This is a genomic window from Promicromonospora sp. NPDC090134, from assembly GCF_044746965.1.
Classification (GTDB): domain Bacteria; phylum Actinomycetota; class Actinomycetes; order Actinomycetales; family Cellulomonadaceae; genus Promicromonospora.
On the sequence record NZ_JBIVCZ010000015.1, the window covers coordinates 86,629 to 113,426 of the forward strand.

Consider the following 26,798-nt stretch of genomic DNA (forward strand, 5'->3'; position numbering starts at 1 on the left):
GTGGCCCTGCTGGGCACGAAGCTGCACATTCCCACGGCGCGGCGGCAACTCGTCCCTCGCCCGCGGCTCACTGCCCGGATGCCGATGGGGGCGGAGCAGCTGCCTCGGCTGATCCTCGTGTCCGCGCCCCCCGGCTTCGGCAAGACGACCCTGTTGAGCCAGTGGCTCGACCAGTGGCGGACGGTCCGGCCTGCCGAGACCCGTCGGGTCGCCTGGCTCTCGCTCGACGCCGAGGACAGTGCCCCGCAGCGCTTCCTGGCCCTCTTGATCGGCGCGATCCAGGTCGTCGAACCTCATGTGGGGGTCGATGCGGCCGCACTCCTCCGGGCCGGCGGCGCCACTGTCGCTCCCGGTGTCCTGGTGAGCCTGATCAACGACCTCGACAGCCTCGACGGAACTCTCGTGCTCGCGCTCGACGACTATCACCTGGTCCGGTCCGCCGAGGTCCACGAGGCGGTGACGTTCCTGCTCGACCACCTTCCCGATCATCTGCCGGTGGCGATGGCGACCCGCTCCGACCCGCCCCTGCCCCTGGCACGGCTGCGGAGTCGTGGGCAGCTCACCGAGGTGCGCGCCGCCGACCTGCGCTTCACCGCAGCCGAGACGCGGGAGTTCCTCAACCGGGCGATGGGACTGGATCTCGCCGAGGCCGATGTGGACGCGCTGGAAGAACGCACCGAGGGTTGGATCGTCGGACTCCAGCTCGCCGCGCTCTCCTTGCGCGACATCCCGGAGCGCGGTGACGCCGCAGCCTTCATCGAGGCGTTCACCGGCAGCAACCGGTTCGTCATCGACTACCTCGCCGACGAGGTGCTGGCGCGCCAGCCCGCCGAGGTCCGCGACTTCCTGCTCGGCACCGCCGTCCTCGACCGGCTCACCGGGCCCTTGTGCGACGCCGTCACCCGCGGCACAGACGGCGCGAGGACGCTGGAAGACCTGGAGCGCGGCAACCTGTTCCTGGTCCCGCTCGACGCCGAGCGTTCCTGGTACCGCTACCACCACCTGTTCGCCGACACGCTGCGCGCTCGCCTGCGCGCGGAGTCCCCTGACGAGGTGCCGGGCCTGCACCGGCGGGCCGGCGACTGGTTCGCCGCCCACGGACTCGTGGAGGACGCGGTCCGGCACGCGCTCGCCGGTGCGGACTTCGACCGTGCCGCCCACCTGATGGAGGAAGCGCTGCCGGAGCTGCGCCGGACCCGTCAGGACGGCCTGCTGCTGGGTTGGGTCCGGGCGCTGCCGGAGTCCGTGGTCCGGCGCAGCCCCGCCCTGAGCATCCTCGCAGGTTGGTCGCTGATGGTGTCGGGGGACCTCGACACGGCAGAGCGCCGGCTCGACGACGCCGAGGAAGCGCTGGCGGCCGGCGCAGTGGACGAGGATCTCGCCGCGGCGTGGGCGGACACCGATGATCTGCGGACCGCGCCGGCGACGGTCGCGGTCTACCGCGCATCGCTGGCCCAGGCGCGCGGTGATGTTACCGGCACCGTGCGCCATGCCCGGCGCGCGGCGGATCTCGCCCGACCCGAGGACCACTTCATCCGCGGAGCCGCCGGCGGGTTTCTCGGTCTGGCTGCTTGGGCGGCCGGCGACGTCGGGGAGGCGCTGTCGACGTTCTCCGCCGCTGTCCGCAGCCTGCACGCCGCGGGAAACCTCGTGGACGAGCTGGACAGCACGGTGGTGCTCGCCGACCTGTGGGTCGCCTCGGGCAGGCCCAGCCGTGCCCGCCGGCTGTGCGAGCAGGCCCTGCGGACGGCCACCACGAGCGGGCAACCGTACCTGAGGGCTACCGCCGACCTGCATGTCGCCCTGGCCGAGCTCGACCGCGAGGCCGACGAGCTGGCCGGCGCGGAGGGGCATCTCGAGACCGCGCGGATCCTGGGCGAGCGGACGTCGATCACCGAGAACCGGCACCGGTGGTTCGTCGCGATGTCGCAGGTGCGCGCCGCCGGTGGTGACTTCGACGCCGCGCTACGCCTGCTCGACCAGGCCGAGGCGCTCTACCGGCACGGCTTCTACCCCGACGTGCGCCCGATCGCCGCGATGAGGGCCCGCGTCGAGATCGCGGCAGGGGACCTGGCGTCGGCCGCTCGCTGGGCCGAGGACCGGGGAGTCGGCGTCGGTGACGACCCGGACCACCTGCGGGAGTACGAGCACCTGACCCTGGCGCGGCTCCTGCTCGCCCAACAGGGCGACGACCAGCACGATGCCCACCCCGGCGCTGCGTCTCCGACGGTGGTGCTGGGGTTGCTCGACCGGCTGCACGCCGCGGCCACCGACGCCGCGCGCGACGGCAGCGTGCTCGAGATCCGGGTGCTGCAGGCCCTCGCCCACCAGGCCGACCGAGACCTGCCGGCGGCACTGGCCGCACTGGGCCGCGCCCTGGGTGCGGCGCCGGAACCGGACAGCTACGTGCGGCTGTACCTGGACGAGGGCGCGCCGATGAGAGCCCTGCTGGCCGAGACCGCGAGCGCCACCGGCCCCATCGCCGGCGCGGAGCACGGGGAAGCGGTGCGGAGACGGGCCCGCCGACTTCTCCGGCGGACCCAGCCTGCCCGGACGAGCGGATCGGCCGGGTCCCGGCAGGTTCCGGTGGATAAGTTGAGCCGGCGCGAGCGCGAAGTGCTCCGGCTGCTCGACACCGAGCTGACCGGACCGGAGATCGCCCGCGAGCTCTACATCACGCTCAACACCCTGCGAACCCACACCAAGCGCATCTTCACCAAGCTCGACGCGGGGACCCGGGCCGTCGCCGTGCACCGTGCTCGCGAACGCGGGCTGCTGTGAGATCGCTCGACGTCCCGGTGTCACATCGTCGGTCACATCATGTGGTGACGCCCGGTCTCCGGGTCGGTTCCTAGGTTCGAGTCATCCCCGCGGCACCCTCCGCGGACCGACTCGAACAGGATCCGGACATGACCATCACCCGCTCCACCCTCATCCGGTCAGCCGCCGTCGCCGCAGTCGCCGCGGGGCTGATCTTCATCGGCGTGCAGATCGACCACCCCCACTCGGACGTCGACGCGGTCGCCACCACGGAGTGGGTCGTACGCAACTCACTGAAAGTGCTGATGGCCGCCTTGGCCCTGGCGGGCATCACCGGCATGTACCTGCGCCAGGTGAAGCAGGTCGGTCTTCTGGGCCTGCTCGGGTACCTGGTCTTCGGCGTCGGTTATCTCACCGTCATGTGCGTCGCCTTCGTCAGCGCGTACGTCCTGCCCTCGATCGCCGGGACCGACCCCGGCTACGTCGACGACGTCCTCGCCGCGGCCACCAACGGCAGCGCTACCGGTGACATCGGCCTGATGCAGGCCGCGCTCAACGTCTCGGGCATCACCTTCCTGGGTGGCGGCCTCATCTTCGGCATCGCGCTGTTCCGGGCACGCGTCCTCGCCCGATGGGCGGCCGCGCTCCTCGCCGTCGCCAGCGTCCTCACCGTCACGCTTGCCTTCCTGCCCGACGCCCTCTACCGGTTCCTGGCCTTTCCCAACTCCGTCGCCATGATCGGCCTCGGTTGCTCGCTCTGGCTCACCACGCGCACCAGGAGCACCACGCTGTCGGCCGGTGTCGGCGATCCGCCCCTCACCGCGGCGGGTTCGCGATGAGCCGACGACCCGTCGCGCCCGTCTGCTACGAGCTCCGGGTCGAGGGCCACCTCGACGAGCACTGGTCGACCTGGTTCGACGGGTTGGCCCTCGTCCGCGAGGACGACGGCACGACCGTCCTGCGCGGGTTGGTGGCCGACCAGGCCGCACTGCACGGCCATCTCGCGAAGGTGCGCGATCTCGGCGCGACGTTGATCTCGGTGAAATCTTCCACTGTAAGAATTTCGTCGCTACGATCGTCGGCGGTACTCAGCGACGCGGCCGCAACGGGGTGGCCGGGGAGAGGCCGTGCCGAACGAAGGAGTTCCATGCCGACGACGCCTGCGACATCCGTACAGCTCTACTCGGTCCGAGACGCGGTTGCTGACGACCTGGACGGCGCCGTGGCGCGCCTGGCCGAGATCGGCCTGCGGCACGTGGAGCCGTACGCCTTCCACGAGCGCACCGACGACTACCTGCGGGCGTTCGCGGCGACGGGCGTGACCGCGCCGTCGGGCCATGCGCCCGTGCTCGCCGCCGAGAACCCCGAGACGATCTTCGACGCCGCCGGGGCGCTGGGGATGGCGACCGTGATCGACCCGTTCCTGCCCGCCGAGGAGTGGCAGACCGCCGACCAGGTGGCCCGGCTCGCGGAGCGCATGAACGGGCTGGCGGCGCTCGCCGCGCAGCGGGGGCTGGAGTTCGGGTACCACAACCACGCCTGGGAGCTGGGCACCCGCCTCGACGGCCGGCACGCCCTGGAGGTGTTCGCGGAGCACCTGGCGCCCGAGGTGGTGCTGGAGGTGGACACGTACTGGGCGACCGTCGGGGGAGCGGACGTGCCGGCGCTGCTCGCGGCCCTGGGCGACCGCGTGCGGCTGATCCACGTCAAGGACGGCACGCTGGACGGCGACGTCGACCGGCAGCAGCCGGCCGGCTCGGGCGACGTGGACGTGCCCGCCGTCCTGGCGGCAGCCCCGCAGGCGACCCGCGTGATCGAGTTCGACGCCTACGGCGGGGACGTGTTCGAGGGGATCGCGGAGTCCCTGGCCTGGCTGACGGAGCACGACCGATGAGCGGGCCGGGCGTGGCGGGCGTCGGCATCATCGGGGCGGGCAACATCTCGACCCAGTACCTGGAGAACCTGACGCGGTTCGCCGACGTCGAGGTCCGGTTCGTCGCGGACCTCGACCTCGCGCGCGCGGCGGCGCGGGCGCAGGAGTACGGCGTGCCGGCGTCGGGCAGCGTCGACGAGCTGCTGGCCCGCGACGACGTCGACGTCGTCGTGAACCTCACCGTCCCCGCGGTGCACACCGAGGTGGGGCACCGGATCCTGGCCGCCGGCAAGCACGTGTGGAGCGAGAAGCCGGTCGCCCTCGACGCCGACGCCGCGGCCGCGCTGCTGGCGGACGCCGAGGCACGCGGCCTGCGCGTCGCGTGCGCCCCGGACACCGTGCTGGGCGCCGGCATCCAGACGGCGCTGCGGGCGATCGCGCGCGGCGACATCGGCGAGCCGCTGACGGCGACCACGATGTTCCACGTGCCCGGGCCCGAGTCGTGGCACCCGAGCCCCGACTTCCTGTTCGCACAGGGGGGCGGCCCGCTGTTCGACATGGGGCCGTACTACGTGACCACGCTCGTCCACGTCCTCGGCTCCGCCACCCGGGTCCAGGCCGTGGCCTCCACCTCCCGCCAGACCCGCACCATCGGGAGCGGCCCCCGGGCGGGCGAGGTGTTCCCCGTCGAGGTGCCGACCCATCACGCCGCGATCATCGAGTTCGGCGAGGGCCGATCGGCGCAGTCGACGTTCTCGTTCCAGCACGCGCTGCCCCGCAGCGGGTTCGTCGAGGTCAACGGCACGGAGGGCACGATCGTGCTGCCCGACCCGAACGGGTTCGACGGCGCCTCGTCCCTGTGGCGCTACGGCTCCGACGAGCCGACGGCGCTCCCGGCGTCCGGACCCGAGTTCGGGCGCGGGGCCGGCGTCGTCGACCTGGTGCGCTCGATCCGCGACGGCGGCACGGAACGGGCGTCGGGCGCGGTGGCGGCGCACGTCCTGGACATCCTGCTCGGGATCCGGGACGCCGCCGCGGCCGGGCAGCCCGTGAAGATCACGTCGGCCGTGTCACGCGTCGCGCCGCTGCCGGAAGGCTGGGACCCGGCGGTGGCGACCGGGTAGAGGACCCCTTGCGACGGGCAGCCCACTGTCAGCGCTCGCTGCCCGGCAGCAGCCGTTCCAGCAGCTCCAGCGACCGGCGCACGTCCACGGCCTCCGGGTCCAGCAACCACTGGAGCTGGAGGCCGTCGGACGCCGCCGCGACCAGCGCGGCGGCGTCGTCCGGGTCGATGTCGGCGGCGATCGCGCCGGAGGCCTGCCCGGCCCGGACCCGTTCGGCCAGGTCGGCGCGGACCCTCCGGAACCGGGCCTGCACGAACTCGCGGGTGTCCGGGTGCTGCTCCGCCTGGAGCGCGTCCGTGGTGAGCGTCGCGTACAGCTCGACGAGGCCGGGGATGGACGCGTTGCGCTCGGCGCTGCGCTCCATCAGGGCGACCGCCGAGACCTCCTCCGGGGCCGCGCGCTCGCCGCCCCGCGCCTCGTGCGCCCGGTAGACCTCGACGAGCAGCTCGTCGCGGTGCGCGAAGTAGTAGCGCAGCGCGGCGTGCGAGACGCCGATCGCCTCGCCGATGGCCCGCAGGGACGCGCCCACGCCGCGCTCGGCGAAGACGGCGATGGCGCTCGTGAGGATCTGGGCGCGCCGTTCCGGAGCCTTCCGGTACGACCGTGCCTGCGCTCCCGCGTCGCCGTTCACCATGGGGGCCATCGTACGAACGGCCGCCAGGAATTCCCTGGGCGGGAGCGGGTGGAATGCGGTGCCCGTCCGCGGGGTTGCCGAGCGTATGACTACCTTCGGCATCATCGGAGCAGGACACATCGGCAGCCAGGTCGCCCGCGTGGCGATCGCGCAGGGCAACGAGGTGGTGATCGCCAACTCGCGCGGCCCCGAGACGCTCGCCGACCTCGTCGAGGAGCTCGGGCCCAAGGCCCGCGCCGCGACCGCGCAGGAGGCGGCGGAGGCCGCCGACGTCGCCGTGATCTCGGTGCCGCTGAAGGCCTACCGCGACATCCCGGTGGAGCCGCTGGCGGGCAAGGTCGTGCTCGACACCAACAACTACTACTGGGAGCGCGACGGCCACATCGAGGCCCTGGACCGCGGCGAGGCGACCACGGCCGGCCTGCTCCAGGAGCACCTGCCGACGTCGAAGGTCGCGAAGGCGTTCAACCAGATCACGGCGCCGACGATCACCACCGACGGGACGCCGGCCGGCACCCCCAACCGCCGCGCCCTGGCCACGGCGAGCGACTTCCCCGAGGCCGTCGAGCTCGTGACGCGGCTCTACGACGAGGCGGGCTTCGACACCGTCAGCGCCGGCCCGCTCAGCGAGTCCTGGCGCTTCGAGCGTGACCGCCCCGCCTACGTCTCCCGGCAGAACGCCGAGGAGCTCCGGGAGAACATGACCAAGGCGCAGCGCGTCCTGGGCTGAGCCGGGGCACCCTCAGGACCGCGCGGTCCCCTCGGCCGAGCGGAGCACCGCGGTCTTCGGGTAGTGCTCGGGGTCCCGCGGGCCGTCGGGGAACTCGAACAGGTCGATCATGAGCTGCAGGGGGTAGGCCAGGACCTGGACCGACGTCCAGACGCTCTCGTCGTCGACGAGCAGGCGGACGCCCCCGGCGTCCCACCGGGCGGCGTAGGCGTGCCGGGCGGTGGCGTCGATCGGGAGCCGGACGTCGGCCAGGTCGGTCTCCAGCCGCGGGTCGTGGTGCGCCTTGATGCCGAGCCGCACCGTGGAGCCGCCGGGCCCCACGCGGTCGCCGAAGAGCTCGGCCAGGCAGATCTCGCCGGAGTCCTGCGGCGAGCTCTCCTCGAACCCGACCAGCCAGATCCCCACCATGCAGGTGGGGTCGGGTGAGGCGGTCACGACCACCTCCACCTCGCCGGCCGACGGCGTCCACAACCGCCGAGCGGGCGTCGGGGTCCGGACGACCAGTCCGTCCGATCGGTGCCGGTGCTGGCCCCGCGTGGCGTTCGCGGGACCGGCCCAGCTGCCGGTCTGAAGGTTCGAGACCCGCATCTCGCCGTCCTCGGGCCGCCAGGCCGGCTGGTCGTGGTCGATCCGCAGCCGCAGGCCCCCGGGCACGAAGTCGTACCGCGCCGCGGACCGCTCGGGCGTGGTCCAGTGCGGCAGGTAGTGGTCCACCCACTGCGTGCCGTCGAGCGCCGGCCCCTCGAACGTGTCGTCGAGGCGACCTGCGGGGCGTGCCGGGCCGGCGTCGTCGGTGCCGTGCATGGGACCAGTCTCGTTCCTCGGCTACTGTCGCCGCATGCCCACCAGCCCCGACGACCCCTGGTCCGCCGTCGCCGACGACTGGGGCCGGTACTGGGGCACCTTCGCCCGGCCCGTGTGGGAGCCGCTGGTGCGCACCGCCGGGATCGGGCCCGGCTCCCGGGTGCTCGACGTCGGCTGCGGCAGCGGCGAGCTGCTGGAACACCTCCAGGACCTGGGCGCGCGGGCGAGCGGCGTCGACCCGGCGACCCGGATGGTCGAGCTCGCGCGGGCGCGCGCCGTGGGCGCGGACGTGCGCCTCGGCGAGGCCGAGCACCTCCCGTTCGACGACGGCGCCTTCGACGCCGTGCTCGCCGTGAACGCGGTCCAGTTCGCCGACGACGTCGACGACGCCCTGGCCGAGATCGCCCGCGTGCTGACGCCGGGCGGCGTCGTCGGCCTGGCCGGCTGGGCCGACCGGACCCGGAACGACCTCGACGCGATCAACGTGGCGCTCGCGGAGGCCGACGACGAGGAGCCGCCCGAGGACAGCCCGCTGCGCCTGCAGGGCGGGCTCGCCGCCGTGCTCGCCGACGCGGGCTGGGCGGTGCTCGACCACGGCGTGGTGCCGGTCCCGTGGACCGCCCGGGAGGCGAACGACCTGGTGCGCGGCATCCTGTTCGGCGAGGGCGACGCGACGGTCGCCGAGCTCGCGCCCGTGGTGGTCGAGGCCGCCGCGCCGTTCCGCCGTCCCGACGGCAGCTACCGCCTGCTGAACGCCTTCCGCTGGGCGGTAGCCCGGCGTCCCTGACCGGCGTCGGTAGGGTGGGGCCACGTGAGCCTCCCGACCGACCCGGACCAGCCCGTCCTGCGTGTGCCCGGGATCCGGGCCCTGGTCTGGATGTCGCTGTTCGGCTTCGCAGGCTATGCGCTCCTGCTGCCGACGGCGCCCCTGTGGGCCACTCACGGCGGCGCCGACGAGGGCGGCGCGGGGCTGGTGAACGCCGTCCTCATGCTCGCCACCGTCACCTTCCAGACGACCGTGCCCTGGGCGCTGCGCCGGCTCGGCTGGCGCACGACGCTGGTGGCCGGGGTGCTGCTGCTCGGGCTGCCGTCCCTGGCGTTCCTGCTCACCGACGAGCTCGGGTGGATCCTCGCGGCGTCCGCGGTGCGGGGTGCCGGGTTCGCGGTGGTGACCGTGTGCGGCGCGACCGCGATCGCCGAGCTGGTCGACGTCTCCCGGCGGGGCCGCGCGATCGGCGTCTACGGCCTCGCGGTCGCCGCTCCCCAGGTGTTCCTCACGCCGAGCGCCGCCTGGGTCGCCGAGTCCGTCGACTTCCGGGTCGTGTTCGTCCTCGGCGCCCTGCCCGCGCTCGCCGTGCCGTTCGCCGTGGCCCTCGGACGGCGGCTGGACCTGCTCACCGCCGGCCACGCCGACGGCGCCGCGCCGCAGGTGCTCGACGGCGCGGCACCCAGCCGCGCGCGCATGCTGCTCGCGCTGGCCATGCCCTCCCTCGTGCTGCTCGCCGTGACCACGCCCGGGGGAGCGCTGCTCACGTTCGCGCCCCAGCTCGGCTACGGCGCGCTCGTCGCGATGGCCGGGCTGCTCGGCCTCACCGTCGCGGCGGCCCTGTCCCGCTGGCTGGTCGGCGGCCTGGCCGACCGGTACGGGCCGCGCCGGTTCGTCCCGCCCCTGCTGGCGCTCTGTGCGGCGGGCCTCGTGCTGTGCGCCTGGTCGCTCACCGGCACGGGCCCCGGCGCCGCGGGGCTGATCGCGGGGATGACCGTCGTCGGCGTCTCCTACGGCAGCCTGCAGAACCTCACGCTGGTCAGCGCGTTCGCGGCCGTGCCCGACCGGGAGCGCAGCGTCGCCAGCGCCGTCTGGAACATCGGCTTCGACACCGGCACCGGGCTCGGCTCGCTCGTGGTCGGCTTCATCGCGGCCGGCACGAGCTTCGCGGTCGGGCTCCTGACGACCGCGGTGCTGTGCGCCGTCGTCGCCGTCGTCACCCTGGTGGCCGCCAGGACCGCCGGCCGGCGGCACGCCTAGGAGCACCAGGGTGCGGACCAGGGCCGCACCCTGGTCCGCCGCCCGGCCCGCCGGGCGAGGGTGGGCGGCATGATCGACAAAGGACTGCCCGGCGACGCCGTCGGGCCCGGGCGGCCGGTGGGCCGCCGAATCGTGCTGGCGATGCTCGGCCTGGGCGCCGCGGGCGTGGCCGTGGGACCCGCGGTGCGGGACGGGGTGCGCGGCGCCTTGTCCCGGCTCGCGCCGGCGGCGGTGCCGGACGACCGCGGCTTCCGCTACTTCAGCGTGGTCGGCTCCGTGCCGCGCCAGGACGCGACGAGCTACCGGCTCACCGTCGGCGGGCTGGTGGACCGGCCTGCCACGTACACGCTCGACCAGCTCGCGGCGCTGCCCCAGCACACGGTGGTGCACGACGCCGTCTGCACGGACGGCTGGCAGGTGGACGACGTGCCGTTCACCGGCGTGCTGCTGCGTGACCTCCTGGACGCCGCCGGCGTGCGGGACGAGGGCGCCGCGGTGCGGTTCACCTGCTTCGACGGCGCCTACTCCGAGAGCCTCACGCTGGAGCAGGCGCGCCGGGCGGACGTCGTCGTCGCGCTGCGCATGTTCGACGAGCCCGTGCCGCACGACAGCGGCGGCCCGGTGCGGCTCTTCGTGGCGCCGATGTACTTCTACAAGTCGGCCAAGTGGCTCTCCGGGATCGAGGTCACCAGCCAGGTCCAGCAGGGGTACTGGGAGGACTACGGCTACCCCGTGGACGGCTGGCTGCCCGGCGAGGAGCCGGTCGGTGCCTGAGCGCGTGCTCCGCTTCAGCCCCGCCGAGCGGGCCGTCCACCGGGCGACCGGGCTGCTGTTCCTGGTCTGCCTGCTCACCGCGGTGGCGCTCTACGTGGCGCCGGTCGCGCAGCTCGTGGGCCGGCGGCTCCTCGTCGAGACCCTGCACGAGTGGTCCGGGCTCCTGCTGCCCGTGCCGGCCCTGCTCGGCCTGTGGTCCGGCCCGTTCCGGGCGGACCTGCGCCGCCTCGACGACTTCGCCGAGCACGACCGACGGTGGCTCGCAAGCCTCCGCTCACCCGACCCGCGCCGCGGCCGGTTCGCGGGCAAGTTCAACGCCGGCCAGAAGGTCTGGGCCTCCTGGCTCGCCGGCGCCGTCCTGGTCATGCTCGGCACCGGTCTGCTGCTGTGGTTCAAGTTCGCGCTCGACTTCGTCCCGCGGGCCGGCGTCGTGCTCGTGCACGACGTCGTCGCCTACGCCCTCGTGGTCGTCGTCGCCGGCCACGTGCTCAAGGCGATCGCCGACCCGGAGGCCCGGCGCGGGATGCGCACCGGGTCCGTCCGGCGGTCGTGGGCGGCGCGGGAGCACGCGCTCTGGGTCGGTCAGAACTCGTCGCCCTCGTCGCTCCAGGCCTCCCAGGCCGCGGACGACGCCGCGTAGGCGGCCACCGCGCCGAGGATCGCGGCGCTCACGGCGCTGCCCAGGGCCGTCCCGGGCGCGTCGGTGCCGAGCGCCTGGGCGAGCGCGCCCCGCCGCCGGCCCTCGACCCGCGCCGCCGCCCGACCCAGGGCGGCGGCGGACGGGTCGGCGGGTGGCTCGTCGGTGCGGGAGAGCCGGTCGAACACGGCCTCCCGCTCCGCCGGGGTGAGCCGCTCGAAGGCGGCGACGTGCACCTGCTCGACGGTGTGCGGCGGGGCGGAGCTCAGCAGCCGCTCGGAGCGGTCGAGCGCCCCGGCGTCGTCAGACCTGCTCATCGTCGACTCCTTCGGGGGTGTCGGCGGGCGTGTCGGCGGGGACGATGCGGTAACCCTGCTCCGCGAGGGTGCGGGTCATGTGCTTGGCGTACCACTCGGGCCAGCCCTCGTCGTACACGCCGCCCAGCTCCTCCTGCTCGTGCACGCCGTGCGCCGTGGCCGCCTGCCTGAGCAGGTCGAGCAAGATCTCGTTGGACCTCGGGTCCGGGGTGGTGCTCATCGGCCCGGGAGGCGGTCGATGATCTGCTGGAGTACCCACTCGTTGCCGTCCGGGTCGGCGAACGACGCGAACGACGCGTAGCTGTCGTGGTCCGGGTGCGGCCCCGGCACGCGGTTCGCAGTGCCGGCCCAGTGGAACACGCCGTCCTGGTCGTGCCAGACCTCGCTGACGTCGGCGCCGTGCTCGACGAGCTCGGCGCGTGCGGCGGCGAGGTCGGTGACCACGAGGTGCAGGCCCCGCACGGAGCCCGGCGCTGCGTCGGTGAGGTGCTCGCCGAAGATGATCGACGTGGCGGACCCGGGCGGGGTGAGCTGCACGACGCGCAGGCCGCGCTCGGTGGCGAAGTCGGCGTCGAGACGCCAGCCGAGCCCTGCGTAGAAGTCCTTGGCGCGGTCCACGTCGGCGACGGGCAGGACGACGACCTCGAGCTTGAGTTCCATGGTGTTCTCCGGTTCTGGGGTGCTGGTGGGGTGGGCGGTGGGGGTCACTTGGCCTGCAGCGGGCCCGCGAAGGACTTGCTGAGGGAGGCGGGACCGACGAGGGGCAGCAGGGCAGCGAGCAGCTTGCGCTGGAAGGTCTGGGGCCGGCGGGTCAGCTCGACGTCGATGCGGCTGCCGTCCCCGGCGGGGGTGACCTGGAAGACCCAGCCGCCGCCGGGTCCGAACACCTTCGAGTCCAGTGTCGTGATGTCGACGCGGCCGCGCTCGTCGTCCCACTCGTAGCGGGCCCTCTCCCAGGCGGCGGCGGTGCCCTCGGTGACCTCGGCCCAGTTGTCGCCCTGGGCGTGGACGGTGAGGTGGTCGGCGTCGATCGTGGGCCAGGCCTCGGCGCGGGCCGGGCTGAAGTCGGTCAGGACCCGCATGGCGGCTTCGGGGGCGAGCGTGGAGTCGAGGTGAAAACGGACGGCGGTCATGGTCGGGCTCCTCAGATTGTGTAACCACTTTGAGCGGTTACTGCGACGACCAGAACTGTGGCACACCATCTGTAACCCGTCAAACTGGTTACGAGGACTTGTGCGTCACACCGGTCACCGGTCAGAATGGTTACGTGAACCACGCCTTCCCCTGCGGAACGCTCGCGCTCGACTTCCTCGGCACGCTGCGCGCCCGCCGCAACCCGGTCCCCGCGGAGAAGCTCGGCACGCCCGAGCTCCTCGACGACTGGTTCGTCGAGTCGGGGATGTTCGACGCCGCCCCGCACGCCGACAAGGCAGACCTGACGGCGGCCCTGGAGCTGCGCGAGTCGCTCTACGCGCTCGTCGAGGACCGGCTGGGTGGGCGCGCGGCGCTGGCTGCCCTGGCCGAGGCGGGCCCGGGCGGCCCCGGCGCGCCGGTCACGTCGGGCGGTCCTGTAGCGACCGCCCCGCACGCCGACCCTGCCCCGCACGCCGACCCTGCCGCGCTCGCCGCCCCTGCCGCGCTCGCGGCGGCGGTCGCCGTCCTGAACCGGTACGCCGCCGCGCCGCCCGTCGTCGTGCAGCTGGGTGTGGACGGCGCCGGCTCTGCCGGCGGCATCGAGAACGCCGCCACCCGTCGCTCCGGCTCGGCCGCGCAGGGGCTCGCGGCCGTGGCTCGCGAGGCCGTCGAGATCCTGGGCGGGCCCGACGCCGCGCTGCTACGCGAGTGCGGCCGACCCGAGTGCACCCAGGTCTACCTGGACCGGTCGCGCGGGCACCGTCGCGAGTGGTGCGCCATGCGAACGTGCGGCAACCGGGTCAAGGTCTCGGCCTACCGATCGAGGCACCGCACGGCCCCGGCCCCGACGCCGTCGGCGACGTCGACGACCCACGCCTGACCCCGCCCCGCGCCGGCCCACCCCACCCCACCCCGCCCCCGCCGCCCCACGCCGAAGGTGCGCTTCTACCCAGTCATTGGGCCCGAAATCGGCCGTGTTCCGGGCCCAATGACTGGGTAGAAGCGCACCTCTGACCTGGGCCGTCAGGGGCCGCTTGACGCCCCGCCCGCGCCGGTGCAACACTGACGCCCATCGCCGGAAACGTTTCCAGCAGAATCGCGGCTGCGAACTGGAAACGTTTCCAAGCGAGCCAGGTAACCCAGCAGGACCTCACGACGAAGTGGAGTGACAGTGTCGTCATCACGCGCCACCCTCATCCAGGTGGCCGAGCGCGCCGGGGTGTCGCTGGCGTCGACCTCGCGGGCGCTGCACGGCACGGGCGCGAGCCAGAAGATGGTGGACCGCGTCCGCGCCGCCGCCGCCGAGCTCGGCTACAGCCCGGACGCGATCGGCCGGTCGCTGCGCATGAAGCGGACCTTCCAGGTCGCGTTCGCCGTCGCCGACATCGGCAACCCCGTCTACGTCGAGATGCTCACCGCCATCCACGAGGTGCTCGCGCCGCACGGGTACCGCGTGGTCGTCATGTCCACGGGGCACACGGTCGCCTCCACGGTCGACCTGGTCCGCAGCCTCGGCAGCGGGTTCGTCGACGGCCTGATCGTCAGCCCCCTGCGCACGGACGACGCGCTCGTCGAGGCGATCCGCGAGGCGCCGGTCCCCGTCGTCGTCATCGGCCGCTCACTGGAGCAGCAGGGCATCGACTCCGTCTCCACGGACTCCGCCGCGGGCCTCGGCCAGGCCGTCGCCCACCTCCTGGAGATCGGCCGCCGCCGGATCGGCTTCGTCAACGGCCCGCTCGACACCACCCCGGGCGCCGCCCGCCAGCGCGGGTTCGACGCCGCGACGAGCGGCCCGGCGTTCACTGGGGACCACGCCGAGACGGAGCGGGCGGACGACTTCACCGTCGCCGCCGGGCTCGCCGCCGCGCGCCGGCTGCTGTCCCGCACCCCCGTGACGGGGCCGTTCGACGCCGTCGTCGCGGCCAACGACCTGCTCGCCATCGGCGTCGTCCGCGCCGCCCGGGAGCTGGGGCTCTCGGTACCGGGCGCGCTCGCCGTCACCGGCATGGACGACACGGAGATCGGCCGCGTCTTCCAGCCGAGCCTGACCAGCGTCTCGCTCGGGTCCGCGGAGCGTGGGGCTGCCGCCGCCCGGCTCGTCCTGGACCGGGTGGACGACGTCGCCGAGCCCGCCCAGCAGATCGCCATCGGGCCGCGCCTGTTCGTGCGCGAGTCCACCGCCCAGGAAGAGAGTGCTCGATGACCGTCCTCGCCTCGCCCCGGCCGCCGTCGCCGCCCCGGTCCGGGCGCCGTCGCGGCCCCACGGGCATGGACCGCGCCCGGCGCCGCGAGGCCGCCGCGCTGGTGATGCCGTCGCTGCTGCCCATCCTCGTGCTCTCCGTCGCGCCGCTGCTCATGGGCGTGCTGCTCGCTTTCACGGACGCCGAGCTCGTGCGGCGCCCCGACTACCAGTTCGTCGGCGTCGACAACTTCGTGCGGCTCGCGGGCAACTCGTTCTTCTGGGACTCGTTCCGCATCGGCATGGTGTGGGCGGTCTCGGTGACGCTGCTCCAGCTCGTCGCCGCGCTGGGCCTCGCGCTGCTGCTCAACTCGGGGCTGCGCCTCCAGGGGCTCACGCGGGTGCTGGCCCTGATCCCGTGGGCGATGCCGCCCGTGGTCGTGGCGATCATGTGGAAGATGATCTACTCGCCGAACGCGGGGCCGCTCAACGCGTTCCTCGGTTCGCTGGGCCTGCCGGACGACATCAACTGGCTCGCGGACTTCTCGACCGCGCTGCCCGCCGTCATCGTCGTCGGCGTCTGGGTGGGCATGCCCCAGACCACGGTGACGCTCCTCGCCGGGCTGCAGCAGATCCCGGCCGAGCTGCACGAGGCCGCCGCGATGGACGGCGCCGGGGCCTGGCGCCGCTTCTGGGCGGTCACGCTGCCGAGCCTGCGGCCGATCGTCGCGTCGATCACGTCGCTGAACTTCATCTGGAACTTCAACTCGTTCTCCCTGGTCTACGTGCTGACCGAGGGCGGGCCGGGCGGCCGCACCATGCTGCCGATGCTGTTCACCTACCTGGAGGCGTTCAAGAACCGGAACATCGGTTACGCCGCCGCGATGGGCGTGGTGCTCGTCGTGGTGGTCGTGCTCCTCCTCGCGCTCTACCTGCGGTCGCAGTTCCGCGACGACCGCGCCGAGAAGAAGGGCTGAGCCGATGCGCGTCCTCGTCCGCCCCGCCCAGTACGTGGCGCTGGCCTGTTACATCATCTTCCTGGGCTTCCCGCTGCTGTGGCTGCTGTCGGCCTCGGTGAAGTCGTCCGGCGAGCTCAACTCGCTGGTCGTGAACCTGCTGCCGCAGGAGTGGCACTGGGAGAACTACTCGCAGGCCCTGGCCCGGCAGGGCCTGGTGCACTCCGCGGCCAACAGCGCGATCGTCGCGCTCGCGTCGACCGCGCTCGTCATCCTCGTCGCGCTGCCGGCCTCGTACGTGCTGGCCCGGCTCAAGGGCGCGATCCGCACGGCCGGCGTCGGCTGGATCCTGGTGAGCCAGGTGTTCCCGGTGATCCTCGTGATCCTGCCGCTGTTCCTGATCCTGCGGACGATCGGTCTGACGGACAGCCTCGTCGGGCTCACGCTCGTGCACACCACGTACACGCTGCCGTTCGCGCTGTGGATGCTGCAGGGCTACGTGGCCGCGATCCCCGTGGAGCTCGAGGAGGCCGGGGCGATGGACGGCGGCAGCCGCCTGGTGGTGCTGCGCCGGATCGTCGTCCCGCTGCTCGCCCCCGGCGTCGTCGCCACGGCGATGTTCAGCTTCGTCTCCTCCTGGAACGAGTTCTTCTTCGCTCTCGTGCTGCTCCAGTCGCCCGAGAACTACACCCTGCCGATCACCCTGTCGACGTTCATCGGCGGCGAGGGCAAGGTCGCGCTCGGCCCCCTGGCGGCGGGCTCCGTGCTCGCCGCGATACCCAGCATCGTCTTCTTCTCGATCATGCAGAAGAAGCTCACCGGCGGCCTCATGGCCGGGGCGGTCAAGGGATGACCAGCCCCCACGGCCACACCAGCACCACCTATCCGAAAGGCAGACCCATGAAGTCTCGTGGAGTGTTCATCGCTGCATGCCTCACGACCAGCACCCTCCTGCTCGCCGCCTGCGGCAGCGGGGACGCCGCCGACGACGGCCCGGTCACGCTGAAGTTCCAGGCCCTGTCCGACCAGCCGGCCGCCATCGCCGCGACCGAGTCGATCGTCGAGGACTGGAACACGGCCAACCCCGACGTCCAGGTCGAGATCGTCCCGGCGGGCTGGGACGGCGTCTACGACAAGCTCATCACCCAGTTCAACGGCGGCGCCGCGCCCGACGTCATCCACTACGAGGCGGCGAGCATCGTGTCGTTCGCCCGCGACGGCTACCTCGCCGACCTGACCGACCTCATGTCGGACGAGCGCCGCGCGGACATCCCCGAGGGTGTGCTCGACTCCGTGACCGTCGACGACCAGGTGATCGCCTACCCGACCGAGCTGCAGTCGTACGTGGTGTTCGCCAACCGCGCGCTGCTGGAGGACGCCGGGGTGGAGATCCCGACCGGCGAGACCATGACCTGGGACGAGCTGCGCGAGATCGCCAGGGCGACCACGAAGGGCGACGTCTACGGCCTCGGCTGGGGCCTCTCCAGCCCGACGGCGGCGTTCATGGCGCTGGCCCCCGGGTTCGGCGGCACGTACATCGAGGGCACGGGCGAGGACGCCGACCTGACCGTCGGCGAGGGCGAGATGGCCCTGCCCGAGCTGGTGCACGCCATGGCCTACGACGACGAGTCGATCCTGCCGGTGACCCTGACCCAGTCGGGTTCGGAGGCCATCGCCTCCTTCTACGCCGGGCAGACGGCGATGACCGTGCAGGGCTCCTACCAGGCCGCGAACATCGCCAAGGACGCGCCGAAGGACCTCGACTGGGTGGCGCTGCCCCCGCTGGCCGGCCCCGAGGGCCCGCAGCAGGCGGCCAACCCCCAGACGCTGTCGGTCAACATCGACTCCGAGCACGTCGAGGAGTCGGCGGAGTTCATCGAGTTCTTCACGCAGACCGAGCACCTCGCCGCGCTGAACGAGGCGGACGCCCTGATCCCGGCGACGACGTCGGCCCAGGAGGCCCTGACGGAGAAGCTGGGTGACGAGAACGGCTGGAGCACGATCCTGGCCTCCGGCCAGAACTTCACGGCCGCTCCCTACCTCTTCGCCGACTCCTACGCCCAGTGGAAGGACACCGTGGCGACGCCCGCCTACCAGCGCTACCTGGCGCAGGAGACGGACGAGACGGAGCTCGCCGACCAGCTCACGAGCGGCTGGGACGAGATCACGCAGTAACTGACGCAAGCGACGTAGGAACGAACAAGGAGCGTAGCCGTGAGCTGGTTAGAGGACCGGTCGGTGGCCGTGATCACCGGTGCCGCAGTGGGGGACGCCCTCGGTGGAGCGACCGAGGGCTGGACACCGGAACAGATCGAGGAGCGGCACGGGGGCCGCGTGCGCGGCATCGTCGGGCCCTGGTACCCCAACTGGCGCGACGCGCGCCCCATCGCCCCGTACCACAAGGGCGACGGGCACATCACGGACGACACCCTCATGACCAGGGCGCTGGTGGAGGTGTACGCCAAGCGGCGTGCGCACCTCGACGCCTACGCGATGGCCGAGGACCTGGTGCCGCTGATGATCGGGGAGCCCCGGTGGATCCCCGAGCTCGAGTCGACGGCGCTGCTGCTCCAGCGGGTGTTCCTCGCCGAGAAGTGGCTGGTCGCCCGGCTGCACTACGGGCACGTGGACCCGCGCGAGGCGGGCGTGGGCAACGTGGTCAACTGCGGGGCGGCGATGTATGCGGCCCCGGTCGGCCTGGTGAACGCGGGCGACGCCCGCGCCGCCTACGCCGAGGCGATCGACCTCACGGGCGCCCACCAGTCGAGCTACGGCCGCGAGGCGGCCGGGGTCTTCGCGGCGATGGTCGCGGCCTCGGTCGCCCCGGGCGCCACGCTGGACGACGTCGTGGCCGCCGCGCTCGACGTGGCGCACGACGGGACGGCGGACGCGCTCCGGGCCGTGGTCGACGCGGTGTCCGGCTGGCCGAAGCCGCCCACGACCGACGACGAGGAGCGCAAGCTCGCGCGCCTCGTCCGTGAGGTCGTGGCCCCGTACGACTCCGTGGGCGCGGAGTACCGGCAGATGTCGATGGACGCCCGCCGGCCCTCGCGGACCAAGTCGATCGAGGAGCTGCCGGTGGCGCTCGGTCTCCTGCTCGGGCACCACGGCGACTACCGCGGCTCCGTGCTGGCCGCCGTGAACTACGGGCGCGACGCCGACTCGATCGCCGTCATGGCGGGCGCGGTGGCCGCCGGGCTCGGCGGGAGCGGCGTGGTGCCCGCCGAGTGGCTCGACGAGATCGAGACCGCCAGCAAGATGGACGTCCGGGAGACCGGACGGCTCATGGCGGACGCCGCCGGCGACATCCTGCGGGCCGACCGCGAGCGGGCGCTGGCCCGCCTGACGTCGCTCGACGCCGTCGGGGCGGGTGAGCCCGCGTGAGGCTGACCTGGGCCCAGCCCGAGGACCTGCTGGCGCACGAGCTCGTGCAGTCGGCGGCCGAGGGCAAGGACGTCGCCGACGTCCGCGACCGCTGGGTCGCGGCGGGCGGCGACCCGACGCCGGCCGTGAGCGGCGCCGGGCCCGTCCCCGCCACCCCGGCCCTCCGGGCGCTGGCCCGGACCCTGCTCGACGAGCTCGACGCCCGGCCGTCGGCGTCGTCGGCCCCGGACACGTGGGCCGACGTCGAGGCCCTGCTCCCGCCCGCCCCGGCGCTGCCCCGTCGCCCGGCCGGCGGCGACGCCGCCTACGCCGCCCGCGTCCAGGGCGCCTGGACCGGCCGGGCAGCGGGCTGCCTGCTCGGCAAGCCCGTCGAGAAGATCCCGCGGGCCGGGATCGAGGAGATCCTGCGCGCGACCGGCCGGTGGCCGCTGGACGGCTGGTTCACCGCCGTCGGCCTGCCCGACGACGTCGCGGCGCGCTGGCCGTGGAACCGCCGGTCGGCGCCGACGTCGCTGGAGGAGAACATCTCCGGCATGCCGGAGGACGACGACCTCAACTACCCGATCCTGGCCCTCGCGCTCCTGGAGCGGCACGGCCGCGGGTTCACCACCGACGACGTGGCGCAGCTCTGGCTGGACAACCTGCCCGCCGGGCGCACCTTCACCGCTGAACGCGCGGCGTACCGCAACATCCTCGACGCGGTGCCGGTGCCCGGGACGGCCACGCACCACAACCCGTTCCGCGAGTGGATCGGCGCGCTCATCCGCACCGACCTGCTCGGCTGGGTCTCGCCCGGCGACGTCCGCGGGGCGGCCCGGCTGGCCTGGGCCGACGCCCGGCTCAGCCACACCGGCGACGGCGTCCACGGGGCGATGTGGGCGGCCGGGCTGGCCGCGGCCGCGATGGTCGCCGTCGACGTCGACCAGGTGCTCGACGCCGCGGACGCCGTCGTACCGCCCGGGAGCGGGCTGGCCGCCGCCGTGGCGCTCGGCCGGTCCCTGGGCCGGGACAACGACGGGAGCGAGGCGGGCGTGCGCGCCGGGCTCGACCGTGTCCACGCCGAGTACGGGCACCTGCACTGGGTGCACACCCTGAACAACGCGGCCGTCATCGCGTTCGCGCTGTCCGCGGGCCGGGGCGCGTTCGGGCCCAGCGTCTCGATCGCCGTCACGGCGGGCTGGGACACGGACTCGGCGGCGGCGACCGTGGGCGGGGTCGTGGGGGCTCTCCTCGGTGTCGACGGTATCGGCGAGCGGTGGACCGCGCCGCTGGACGGGCGCATCGCGACCTCCCTGCCGGGCGGGGAGCAGCGCATCGCCGACCTCGCGGCGCGTACCGTGGCGCTGGTGGAGCCGGCCGGAGGTGCCGCATGACCGGGCACGTGGTGGTGGTCGGGTCGGCCAACGTCGACCTGGTGGTGGACGTGCCCCGGCACCCCGCCGGCGGCGAGACCATCCTGGGCGGCGACCTGCGCCGCACGCCGGGCGGCAAGGGCGCCAACCAGGCCGTCGCCGCGGCGCGCGCCGGGGGAGCGGACACCACGTTCGTGGGGGCGCTGGGCCAGGACGAGTCCGGCGAGCTGCTGCTCGCCTCGCTCGACGGGGCGGGCGTGCGCACCGACGTCGTCGAGCGGGTCGACGCCCCGACCGGCACCGCCCTGATCACCGTCTCACCCGACGGCGAGAACGCCATCGTCGTGGCGCCCGGCGCCAACTCGCACGTGCGGGTCGGCGCGGCGCAGGCCGCGCGGATCGCCGCGGCCGACGTCGTCCTGGCGCAGCTCGAGATCCCGCTCGACACCGTGATCGCGGCCGCCCGGGAGCGTCGCGAGGGCGCGCTGTTCGTGCTCAACGCTGCGCCGTCGCGGGACCTGCCCGACGCCCTGTGGGACCAGCTCGACGTGCTCGTGGTCAACGAGCACGAGGCGGCGGACCTGGCGGGGCCGGGCTCCGGCGCGACCCCCGAGGACCTCGCGGCGGCCCTGCTGACCCGTGTCCCCGCGGTGGTCGTGACCCTGGGCGCGGCGGGCAGCCTGGTGGCCCGGCGCGGCGCGGCGCCCGCCGTGGTCCCGGCCGCCGAGGTCGCGGCGGTCGACACGACCGGCGCGGGTGACACGTACTGCGGCGTCCTGGCCGCGGCGCTGGCCGGCTCAGGGCCGGCCGTGCCGGGCCTGCTGCAGGCGGCCCGCCTGGCCGGCGCCGCCGGGGCGCTCGCCGTCACGCGGCCCGGAGCGCAGGACGCCGTGCCCGACGCGGCCGCCGTCGTCGCGCTGGCAGAAACACTCGGAAAGGCATCATGCGCTACACGTTCGACCCCCTGGTCCCGCGGCCGATCGACCGGCCCACCGAGGTCGTGGCCGGGGCGCTGACCCCGGGGGCGAGCGAGGCGCTCGACCAGGCCAAGATCTTCTCCGGGCCCGCCGACCCGGCCGACCGCCCGGCGTGGCGCGAGACGCTGCGGGCCTGGCGGTCCGACGCCTGCTCCCGGCACGGCTACACCGGCGCCGCGTACGCGCGGCCCGAGGCCGCGTGGGCGGCGCGGTGCAGCACGGTGGCTCAGGTCTGGCTGTGGGACGAGCTGCTCTACTCGTTCGAGGAGGGTCGGTTCACGCCGGAGCGGTTCCTCGCCGACGCCCGGGAGCGGTTCGGCGGCCTGGACGCCGTCGTCCTGTGGCACGCCTACCCGGTGATCGGGCTGGACGACCGCAACCAGTGGGACTTCTACCGCGACGTGCCCGGGCTGGCGTCGCTCGTGGCGACGTTCCACGACGCAGGCCTGCACGTCTTCGTCGACTACAACCCGTGGGACGTCGGCACGCGGCGCGGGGCGGACGACCTCACGGAGCTCGCCGCGGTCGTGCGCGAGCTCGGGGCGGACGGCGTCTTCCTGGACACCCTGAAGAAGGCCGAGCCCGAGCTGGTCGCGCGCCTGGAGGCGGCGCGGCCCGGGATCGTGCTGGAGGGCGAGTCCAAGCTGCCGGTCGAGCGCATCGAGGACCACTCGTCCTCGTGGGCGCAGTTCTTCGCCGACTCCCCGGTGCCGGGCGTGCTGCGCGCGCACTGGTACGAGCGTCGGCACATGCAGCACCACGTGCGGCGCTGGCACCGCGACCACTCCGAGGAGCTCCAGTCCGCGTGGCTGAACGGCGTGGGCGTGATGGTGTGGGAGGTCGTGTTCGGGGTGTGGGTCGGCTGGTCCCGGCGGGACGCCGCGACCGTGCGCCGCCTCGTGACGGTCCAGCGGGCCGCCGGCGACCTGCTGCTCGACGGCGAGTGGACGCCGCTGGCGCCCCTGGCCCCGGAGGCGGAGGCCGCGGGCGTGTACGCGTCGCGGTGGGAGCTGGACGGCGTGACCCTGTGGACGCTGGTGAACCGGGGCGAGGCCGACTACGCGGGGCCGGTGCTGGAGAACGGGGCGGACGCCGTCGTCCCGGCCCGCGGGATCGCCGCGCTCTTCCACGTCGCGCCCGACGCCGAGGAGCCCGCCTGGCTGCCGGGCCTGCAGGACGCCCTGCGCGGGATGCCGCACGACGCCGACGCCGGGTTCCCGCACCGGATCGCGCGGCGCGTCGGCGGGTCAGACGCACAGGTCGCTCCGGTGACCTACACGTCCGTCGGGTCGGCTCCGTCGTCGGGCACGCCCGAGCCGGACGCCGTCGTCGTCCCCGCGGGCGACTACGTGCTCACCGTGCGCTACCGCGCCCGGGAGACCGGGATGTACCAGGGTGCGCCGTACGTGGACGAGTGGAAGCCGCTGCCGCCGCGCCTGCACGACGCGCGGACGCTGCAGCGCGACGGCGTCCTCGCGACGCCGGTCGCGGTCGCGGAGACCGAGGTGACGAACGCGCAGTTCGCGGAGTTCCTCGACGCGACGAGCTACGCGCCCGCCGAGCCGCACCGGTTCCTGGCCCACTGGTCCGACGGGAGCCCGGCCGCGGGCACCGAGGACGAGCCGGTCACCTACGTCGACCTCGACGACGCCCGTGCGTACTGCGCCTGGCGCGGCGGGCGGCTGCCCACGGAGGACGAGTGGCAGCTCGCGGGGGAGCGCCGTCCGGCGTCCTTCGGGGTGGAGCGGCCCGGCGTCGGCGTCTGGAGCTGGACCGAGAGCGAGCACAGCGACGGCCGCACCCGGTTCGTCATGCTCAAGGGCGGCAGCGACTACCGCGCCGCGGACTCCGACTGGTACGTCGAGGGCGGGCGGCACGCGCCCGACTACTCGGTGAAGCTGCTGCTCCCGGGGCTCGGGCTCGCCCGGAGCGCCACCGTGGGGTTCCGTTGCGCGTGGGAGGTGTCGGCATGAGCGTGTCGCGTGATCCCGCCGGCGGCGCCCTGGCCGGCCTGCGTGTCGTCGACGCGTCCACGCTGTTCGCGGGGCCGATGGCGGCGATGCACCTGGGTGACCTGGGTGCTTCCGTCGTGAAGGTCGAGCATCCCGCGAAGCCGGACCCCTCGCGCACGCACGGGGCCGCGAAAGACGGCGTCAACCTCTGGTGGAAGACGCTGGGGCGCAACAAGCGCACCATCACCGCGAACCTGGGCTCGGTTGGTGGGCGCGAGGTGTTCCTCGCGCTGGCCGAGCGGGCCGACGTCGTGATCGAGAACTTCAGGCCCGGCACGCTCGAACGCTGGGGGCTGGGCTACGAGGAGCTGTCGGCGCGCAACCCGCGGCTGGTGCTCGCGCGGGTCTCGGGCTTCGGCCAGACCGGCCCGTACCGGACGCGCCCGGGATTCGGCACGCTCGCGGAGGCGATGAGCGGGTTCGCGGCGATGACCGGCGAGGCCGACGGTCCGCCCACGCTGCCGCCCTTCGGCCTGGCCGACGGCGTCGCGTCGCTCGCCACCGCGTTCGCGATCATGACGGCGCTCTCGGCGCGCGACCGGACCGGGCGCGGGCAGGTCGTGGACACCGCGATCGTCGAGCCGATCCTCGCGATGCTCGGGCCGCAGATCACGCGCTGGGACCAGCTCGGGACCGTGCAGGCGCGCACCGGCAACCGGTCGAGCAACAACGCGCCGCGCAACACCTACCGCACCAGCGACGGGCACTGGGTGGCCGTCTCCACATCGGCGCAGTCGATCGCGGAGCGGGTGGTGCGGCTGGTCGGGCGGCCCGAGCTGGTGGAGGAGCCCTGGTTCGCCCGCGGCGTGGACCGGGCGCGGCACGCGGACGAGCTCGACGACGCCGTCGGCGGCTGGATCGCGGCGCGCACGCGGGACGAGGTGATCGCGGCGTTCGAGGAGGCCCAGGCCGCCGTCGCCCCCGTGTACGACGCGCGGGACATCGTGGCCGACCCCCAGTTCCAGGCCCTCGGGACCATCCACGAGATCGAGGACCCCGAGCTGGGGCCGATGCTCATGCAGGGGCCGCTGTTCCGGCTCTCGGAGAACGACGGCGTCATCCAGTTCACGGGCCGGCCCCACGGCGCGGACACGGACGAGGTGCTGGGGGAGCTCGGCTTCTCCGCCGAGCGCGTGGCGGAGCTGCGGGAGGAGGGGGCGGTATGACGCCGCTGACCCTGCTCTACGTGCCGGCCGACCGGCCCGACCGGATGGCCAAGGCGCTCGCCTCGGACGCCGACGCGGTGCTCGTCGACCTCGAGGACGCGGTCGCGCCGTCGCACAAGGCGGAGGCGCGGAACAACGCGGCCCGGCTGCTGGTGGGCCTGCCGGACCGGCTCGTCCAGGTGCGGATCAACCACCGCAGCAGCCCGTGGCACGCCGACGACGTCGCCGTGCTCGCCGCCCTGCCGATCGCCGTCGGCGCCCGGGTGCCCAAGGTGGAGTCCGCCGCGGAGGTGCGGGACCTCGCGGCCGCGCTGCCCGGCCGGGCGCTGCACCTGCTGGTCGAGACGGCGCTCGGCGTCGAGCGGGCCTTCGAGCTGACGACGGCGTCGCCGCAGGTGCGGTCGATCGGCCTGGGGGAGGCGGACCTGCGCTCCGACCTGCGGGTCGACGGCGAGGACGGGCTGCTCTGGGCGCGCAGCCGCGTGGTGGTCGCGGCCCGGGCGGCGGGGCTGGTGCCGCCGGTGATGTCGGCGTTCACGAACGTGCGGGACCTGGACGGGCTGGCGGCGTCGTGCCGGGTGGGGCGGTCGCTCGGCTTCAGCGGCCGGACGGCGATCCACCCGGGGCAGCTCGACACGATCCGGGCGGCGTTCCTGCCCACGGCTCTTGAGACAGCGGCGGCGCGGGAGGTGCTGGACCGCGTCGGTGCCGCCGCTCTCGAGGGGGTGGGGGCGGTGGCCCTGGCGGACGGGACATTCCTCGACGTGGCGATGGTGGAACGGGCGCGGTGGGTGGTGGAACTGGGTGGGCGGGGGTGAGAGCTCCCGGAGCTCTCGGCCCGCGTCGCGTCGTCCCATCCCGAGTCCGCTCGCCTCCGGGTGCCCACTCTCGTCTGGTCGATCGCCGTGCTGGTGCCGGCCCAGGTGGTCCTCGTCGGCATCTGGCGGCTGCTCACCCTGGTCCGTCGTGATGCGGTGTTCTCGCCCGACGCGTTCCGGTGGGTCGACCTGGTCATCCGGGCATCCGTCGGCGCCTGCGTGCTCGCGCTCGGCCTCCTGGGCTGGCTGACGGTGCGGACCCTGGAATCCGGGATGCAGCCGGGTATCGGGCTCGCGCTCATCGGGTGCGCCGTGCTGGCGGGTGGGGTCGCTCTTCTGGTCGTCGTCCTGCGCGGCCTCCTCGTCAAGGCCGTCGGGTGGAAGGGTGAGGCGACGGCGTTGCGGGCCGAGCTCGACGAGGTGATCTGATGCCGATCGTCGTGGACATCGACGTCATGCTCGCGCGCCGCAAGATGTCGGTGGGAGAGCTCGCCGAACGGGTCGGCATCACCCCGGCGAATCTCGCGGTCCTCAAGAACGGTCGCGCGAAGGCGGTCCGGTTCACGACGCTCGAGGCCCTCTGCGCGGCCCTCGACTGCCAGCCGGGCGACCTGATCCGGTACGTGCCGGGTGGTGACGCGGCGGCGTCTGAGGGCTGATGGCGGGTTGTCCGGAGGTGATTTTCTGCTGTGGGCAGACGGGGTCAGTTCGGCGAGCGGTGCGAACGCGTGTGTCATAGGTTGATGGCATGACGCGGACGGTGGTGGTACCAGCTTCGGCAGGCGACGAGTCGCTTGCCGGGTTGGTGCTGCCCGGGCTTGAGACGCCCACTGGTGCCTCGCTTGGCGTGCTCGGCGGGTACGGCGATGGTGCGGTGGTCGACGCTGCCCGTGTGCGGGAGATGCGGCAGTCGCTGGCGGGCATGAGCCTGCCAGGGGCCACCGACAGTGCCGTGAGCGCCGTTGCTGGTGTGGGTGCGAGCCTGAGTGAGGGCACGCTGCGGGTGCGGGCGGAGTGGGTGGATCTGCTCGGTGAGTTGGAGGCGTTGAAGAACGCGGTCACGGCGACGCAGGCTCGGTTGGCCGTGGTGTTGGACGAGACGATACGGGCCGACGAGGCCGTGCAGAGCATCCGGGCCGAG

Annotated in this window: 27 protein-coding genes and 2 pseudogenes; 23 read left to right on the forward strand and 6 right to left on the reverse strand. The window is 73.8% G+C overall.

Going from position 1 to position 26,798, the window contains the following annotated elements; all coding sequences use genetic code 11:
- The 4 genes from ACIPN7_RS28255 to ACIPN7_RS28270 all read left to right on the forward strand — a co-directional run bounded on the left by ACIPN7_RS28255 (position 1) and on the right by ACIPN7_RS28270 (position 5,757).
- On the forward strand, positions 1-2,781 hold the full coding sequence (locus ACIPN7_RS28255; RefSeq protein WP_400550271.1) for a LuxR C-terminal-related transcriptional regulator: 2,781 nt from the start codon (positions 1-3) through the stop codon (positions 2,779-2,781).
- Positions 2,782-2,909: 128 nt separating this feature from the next.
- Positions 2,910-3,599: a hypothetical protein gene (locus ACIPN7_RS28260; RefSeq protein ID WP_400550273.1), complete on the forward strand. Its 690-nt coding sequence runs from the start codon at positions 2,910-2,912 to the stop codon at positions 3,597-3,599.
- Positions 3,600-3,907: 308 nt separating this feature from the next.
- Positions 3,908-4,654, forward strand: coding sequence for a sugar phosphate isomerase/epimerase family protein (locus ACIPN7_RS28265; protein ID WP_400550275.1), 747 nt, complete (start codon positions 3,908-3,910; stop codon positions 4,652-4,654).
- Entirely contained in the window at positions 4,651-5,757 is a 1,107-nt protein-coding gene (locus ACIPN7_RS28270; protein ID WP_400550277.1) for a Gfo/Idh/MocA family protein, read from the forward strand. Before ACIPN7_RS28265 ends, ACIPN7_RS28270 begins: the two co-directional genes overlap by 4 nt.
- A 28-nt stretch (positions 5,758-5,785) precedes the next feature.
- On the opposite strand, the gene ACIPN7_RS28275 is transcribed toward ACIPN7_RS28270, so the two are convergent.
- On the reverse strand, positions 5,786-6,391 hold the full coding sequence (locus tag ACIPN7_RS28275) for a TetR family transcriptional regulator C-terminal domain-containing protein (RefSeq protein WP_400550279.1): 606 nt from the start codon (positions 6,389-6,391) through the stop codon (positions 5,786-5,788).
- Here ACIPN7_RS28275 and ACIPN7_RS28280 point away from each other — a divergent pair.
- The gene (locus tag ACIPN7_RS28280) at positions 6,309-7,121 is read left to right on the forward strand and encodes an NAD(P)-binding domain-containing protein (protein ID WP_400550281.1); all 813 of its coding nucleotides are present in this window, start codon (positions 6,309-6,311) and stop codon (positions 7,119-7,121) included. The genes ACIPN7_RS28275 and ACIPN7_RS28280 overlap by 83 nt on opposite strands.
- Positions 7,122-7,133: 12 nt before the next feature.
- Here ACIPN7_RS28280 and ACIPN7_RS28285 read toward each other — a convergent pair whose 3' ends face one another.
- Positions 7,134-7,925, reverse strand: a complete 792-nt coding sequence (locus tag ACIPN7_RS28285) for a glycoside hydrolase family 16 protein (RefSeq protein WP_400550282.1) — start codon at positions 7,923-7,925, stop codon at positions 7,134-7,136.
- A 34-nt stretch (positions 7,926-7,959) separates the two neighbouring features.
- Between ACIPN7_RS28285 and ACIPN7_RS28290 the strand changes: the two genes are divergently transcribed.
- The 4 genes from ACIPN7_RS28290 to ACIPN7_RS28305 all read left to right on the forward strand — a co-directional run bounded on the left by ACIPN7_RS28290 (position 7,960) and on the right by ACIPN7_RS28305 (position 11,365).
- The gene (locus ACIPN7_RS28290) at positions 7,960-8,712 is read left to right on the forward strand and encodes a class I SAM-dependent methyltransferase (protein WP_400550284.1); all 753 of its coding nucleotides are present in this window, start codon (positions 7,960-7,962) and stop codon (positions 8,710-8,712) included.
- Between the two features lie 24 nt (positions 8,713-8,736).
- Positions 8,737-9,951, forward strand: coding sequence for an MFS transporter (locus ACIPN7_RS28295; protein WP_400550286.1), 1,215 nt, complete (start codon positions 8,737-8,739; stop codon positions 9,949-9,951).
- A gap of 69 nt (positions 9,952-10,020) precedes the next feature.
- A complete protein-coding gene (locus ACIPN7_RS28300) occupies positions 10,021-10,725 on the forward strand; it encodes a molybdopterin-dependent oxidoreductase (protein ID WP_400550288.1) in 705 nt (234 codons plus the stop codon).
- Entirely contained in the window at positions 10,718-11,365 is a 648-nt protein-coding gene (locus ACIPN7_RS28305; protein ID WP_400550290.1) for a cytochrome b/b6 domain-containing protein, read from the forward strand. Before ACIPN7_RS28300 ends, ACIPN7_RS28305 begins: the two co-directional genes overlap by 8 nt.
- On the opposite strand, the gene ACIPN7_RS28310 is transcribed toward ACIPN7_RS28305, so the two are convergent.
- The 4 genes from ACIPN7_RS28310 to ACIPN7_RS28325 are packed head-to-tail and all read right to left on the reverse strand — an operon-like array spanning position 11,308 to position 12,812.
- Positions 11,308-11,679, reverse strand: a complete 372-nt coding sequence (locus ACIPN7_RS28310) for a hypothetical protein (RefSeq protein WP_400550292.1) — start codon at positions 11,677-11,679, stop codon at positions 11,308-11,310. The genes ACIPN7_RS28305 and ACIPN7_RS28310 overlap by 58 nt on opposite strands.
- Positions 11,666-11,899, reverse strand: coding sequence for a hypothetical protein (locus ACIPN7_RS28315; RefSeq protein ID WP_400550294.1), 234 nt, complete (start codon positions 11,897-11,899; stop codon positions 11,666-11,668). The genes ACIPN7_RS28310 and ACIPN7_RS28315 overlap by 14 nt, the downstream gene beginning before the upstream one ends.
- Positions 11,896-12,339, reverse strand: coding sequence for a VOC family protein (locus ACIPN7_RS28320; RefSeq protein ID WP_400550296.1), 444 nt, complete (start codon positions 12,337-12,339; stop codon positions 11,896-11,898). The genes ACIPN7_RS28315 and ACIPN7_RS28320 overlap by 4 nt, the downstream gene beginning before the upstream one ends.
- Before the next feature lie 44 nt (positions 12,340-12,383).
- Entirely contained in the window at positions 12,384-12,812 is a 429-nt protein-coding gene (locus tag ACIPN7_RS28325; protein ID WP_400550298.1) for a hypothetical protein, read from the reverse strand.
- Between the two features lie 134 nt (positions 12,813-12,946).
- Here ACIPN7_RS28325 and ACIPN7_RS28330 point away from each other — a divergent pair, with 134 nt between their 5' ends.
- The 14 genes and pseudogenes from ACIPN7_RS28330 to ACIPN7_RS28395 form a co-directional block, all read left to right on the forward strand.
- Positions 12,947-13,693, forward strand: a complete 747-nt coding sequence (locus ACIPN7_RS28330; RefSeq protein WP_400550300.1) for a CGNR zinc finger domain-containing protein — start codon at positions 12,947-12,949, stop codon at positions 13,691-13,693.
- A 291-nt stretch (positions 13,694-13,984) separates the two neighbouring features.
- Positions 13,985-15,016 carry a LacI family DNA-binding transcriptional regulator gene (locus ACIPN7_RS28335; protein ID WP_400550302.1) on the forward strand — a complete coding sequence of 344 codons (1,032 nt, stop codon included), beginning with the start codon at positions 13,985-13,987 and terminating at the stop codon, positions 15,014-15,016.
- Positions 15,013-15,969 carry a carbohydrate ABC transporter permease gene (locus ACIPN7_RS28340; RefSeq protein ID WP_400550304.1) on the forward strand — a complete coding sequence of 319 codons (957 nt, stop codon included), beginning with the start codon at positions 15,013-15,015 and terminating at the stop codon, positions 15,967-15,969. Before ACIPN7_RS28335 ends, ACIPN7_RS28340 begins: the two co-directional genes overlap by 4 nt.
- Positions 15,970-15,973: 4 nt before the next feature.
- Positions 15,974-16,801, forward strand: coding sequence for a carbohydrate ABC transporter permease (locus ACIPN7_RS28345; protein WP_400550306.1), 828 nt, complete (start codon positions 15,974-15,976; stop codon positions 16,799-16,801).
- A 47-nt stretch (positions 16,802-16,848) separates the two neighbouring features.
- The gene (locus ACIPN7_RS28350) at positions 16,849-18,123 is read left to right on the forward strand and encodes an ABC transporter substrate-binding protein (protein ID WP_400550308.1); all 1,275 of its coding nucleotides are present in this window, start codon (positions 16,849-16,851) and stop codon (positions 18,121-18,123) included.
- Positions 18,124-18,162: 39 nt separating this feature from the next.
- Positions 18,163-19,332: an ADP-ribosylglycohydrolase family protein gene (locus ACIPN7_RS28355; protein ID WP_400550310.1), complete on the forward strand. Its 1,170-nt coding sequence runs from the start codon at positions 18,163-18,165 to the stop codon at positions 19,330-19,332.
- Positions 19,329-20,705 carry an ADP-ribosylglycohydrolase family protein gene (locus ACIPN7_RS28360; RefSeq protein WP_400550312.1) on the forward strand — a complete coding sequence of 459 codons (1,377 nt, stop codon included), beginning with the start codon at positions 19,329-19,331 and terminating at the stop codon, positions 20,703-20,705. The genes ACIPN7_RS28355 and ACIPN7_RS28360 overlap by 4 nt, the downstream gene beginning before the upstream one ends.
- Positions 20,702-21,700 (forward strand): ribokinase, encoded by a 999-nt coding sequence (locus ACIPN7_RS28365; protein ID WP_400550314.1) that lies wholly within the window; start codon positions 20,702-20,704, stop codon positions 21,698-21,700. Before ACIPN7_RS28360 ends, ACIPN7_RS28365 begins: the two co-directional genes overlap by 4 nt.
- Positions 21,628-23,634: a formylglycine-generating enzyme family protein gene (locus tag ACIPN7_RS28370; RefSeq protein WP_400550316.1), complete on the forward strand. Its 2,007-nt coding sequence runs from the start codon at positions 21,628-21,630 to the stop codon at positions 23,632-23,634. The genes ACIPN7_RS28365 and ACIPN7_RS28370 overlap by 73 nt, the downstream gene beginning before the upstream one ends.
- Complete coding sequence (locus tag ACIPN7_RS28375) at positions 23,631-24,839, forward strand: CaiB/BaiF CoA transferase family protein (protein WP_400550318.1); 1,209 nt, start codon at positions 23,631-23,633, stop codon at positions 24,837-24,839. The genes ACIPN7_RS28370 and ACIPN7_RS28375 overlap by 4 nt, the downstream gene beginning before the upstream one ends.
- The gene (locus ACIPN7_RS28380; RefSeq protein WP_400550320.1) at positions 24,836-25,657 is read left to right on the forward strand and encodes an HpcH/HpaI aldolase/citrate lyase family protein; all 822 of its coding nucleotides are present in this window, start codon (positions 24,836-24,838) and stop codon (positions 25,655-25,657) included. The genes ACIPN7_RS28375 and ACIPN7_RS28380 overlap by 4 nt, the downstream gene beginning before the upstream one ends.
- A 30-nt stretch (positions 25,658-25,687) precedes the next feature.
- Positions 25,688-26,086: pseudogene (locus ACIPN7_RS28385) on the forward strand (DUF2975 domain-containing protein); the annotation flags it as partial.
- On the forward strand, positions 26,086-26,316 hold the full coding sequence (locus tag ACIPN7_RS28390) for a helix-turn-helix domain-containing protein (RefSeq protein WP_400550322.1): 231 nt from the start codon (positions 26,086-26,088) through the stop codon (positions 26,314-26,316). The pseudogene ACIPN7_RS28385 and the gene ACIPN7_RS28390, both read left to right, overlap by 1 nt.
- An 89-nt stretch (positions 26,317-26,405) precedes the next feature.
- Positions 26,406-26,798 (forward strand): annotated as a pseudogene (locus ACIPN7_RS28395) (hypothetical protein); the annotation flags it as partial.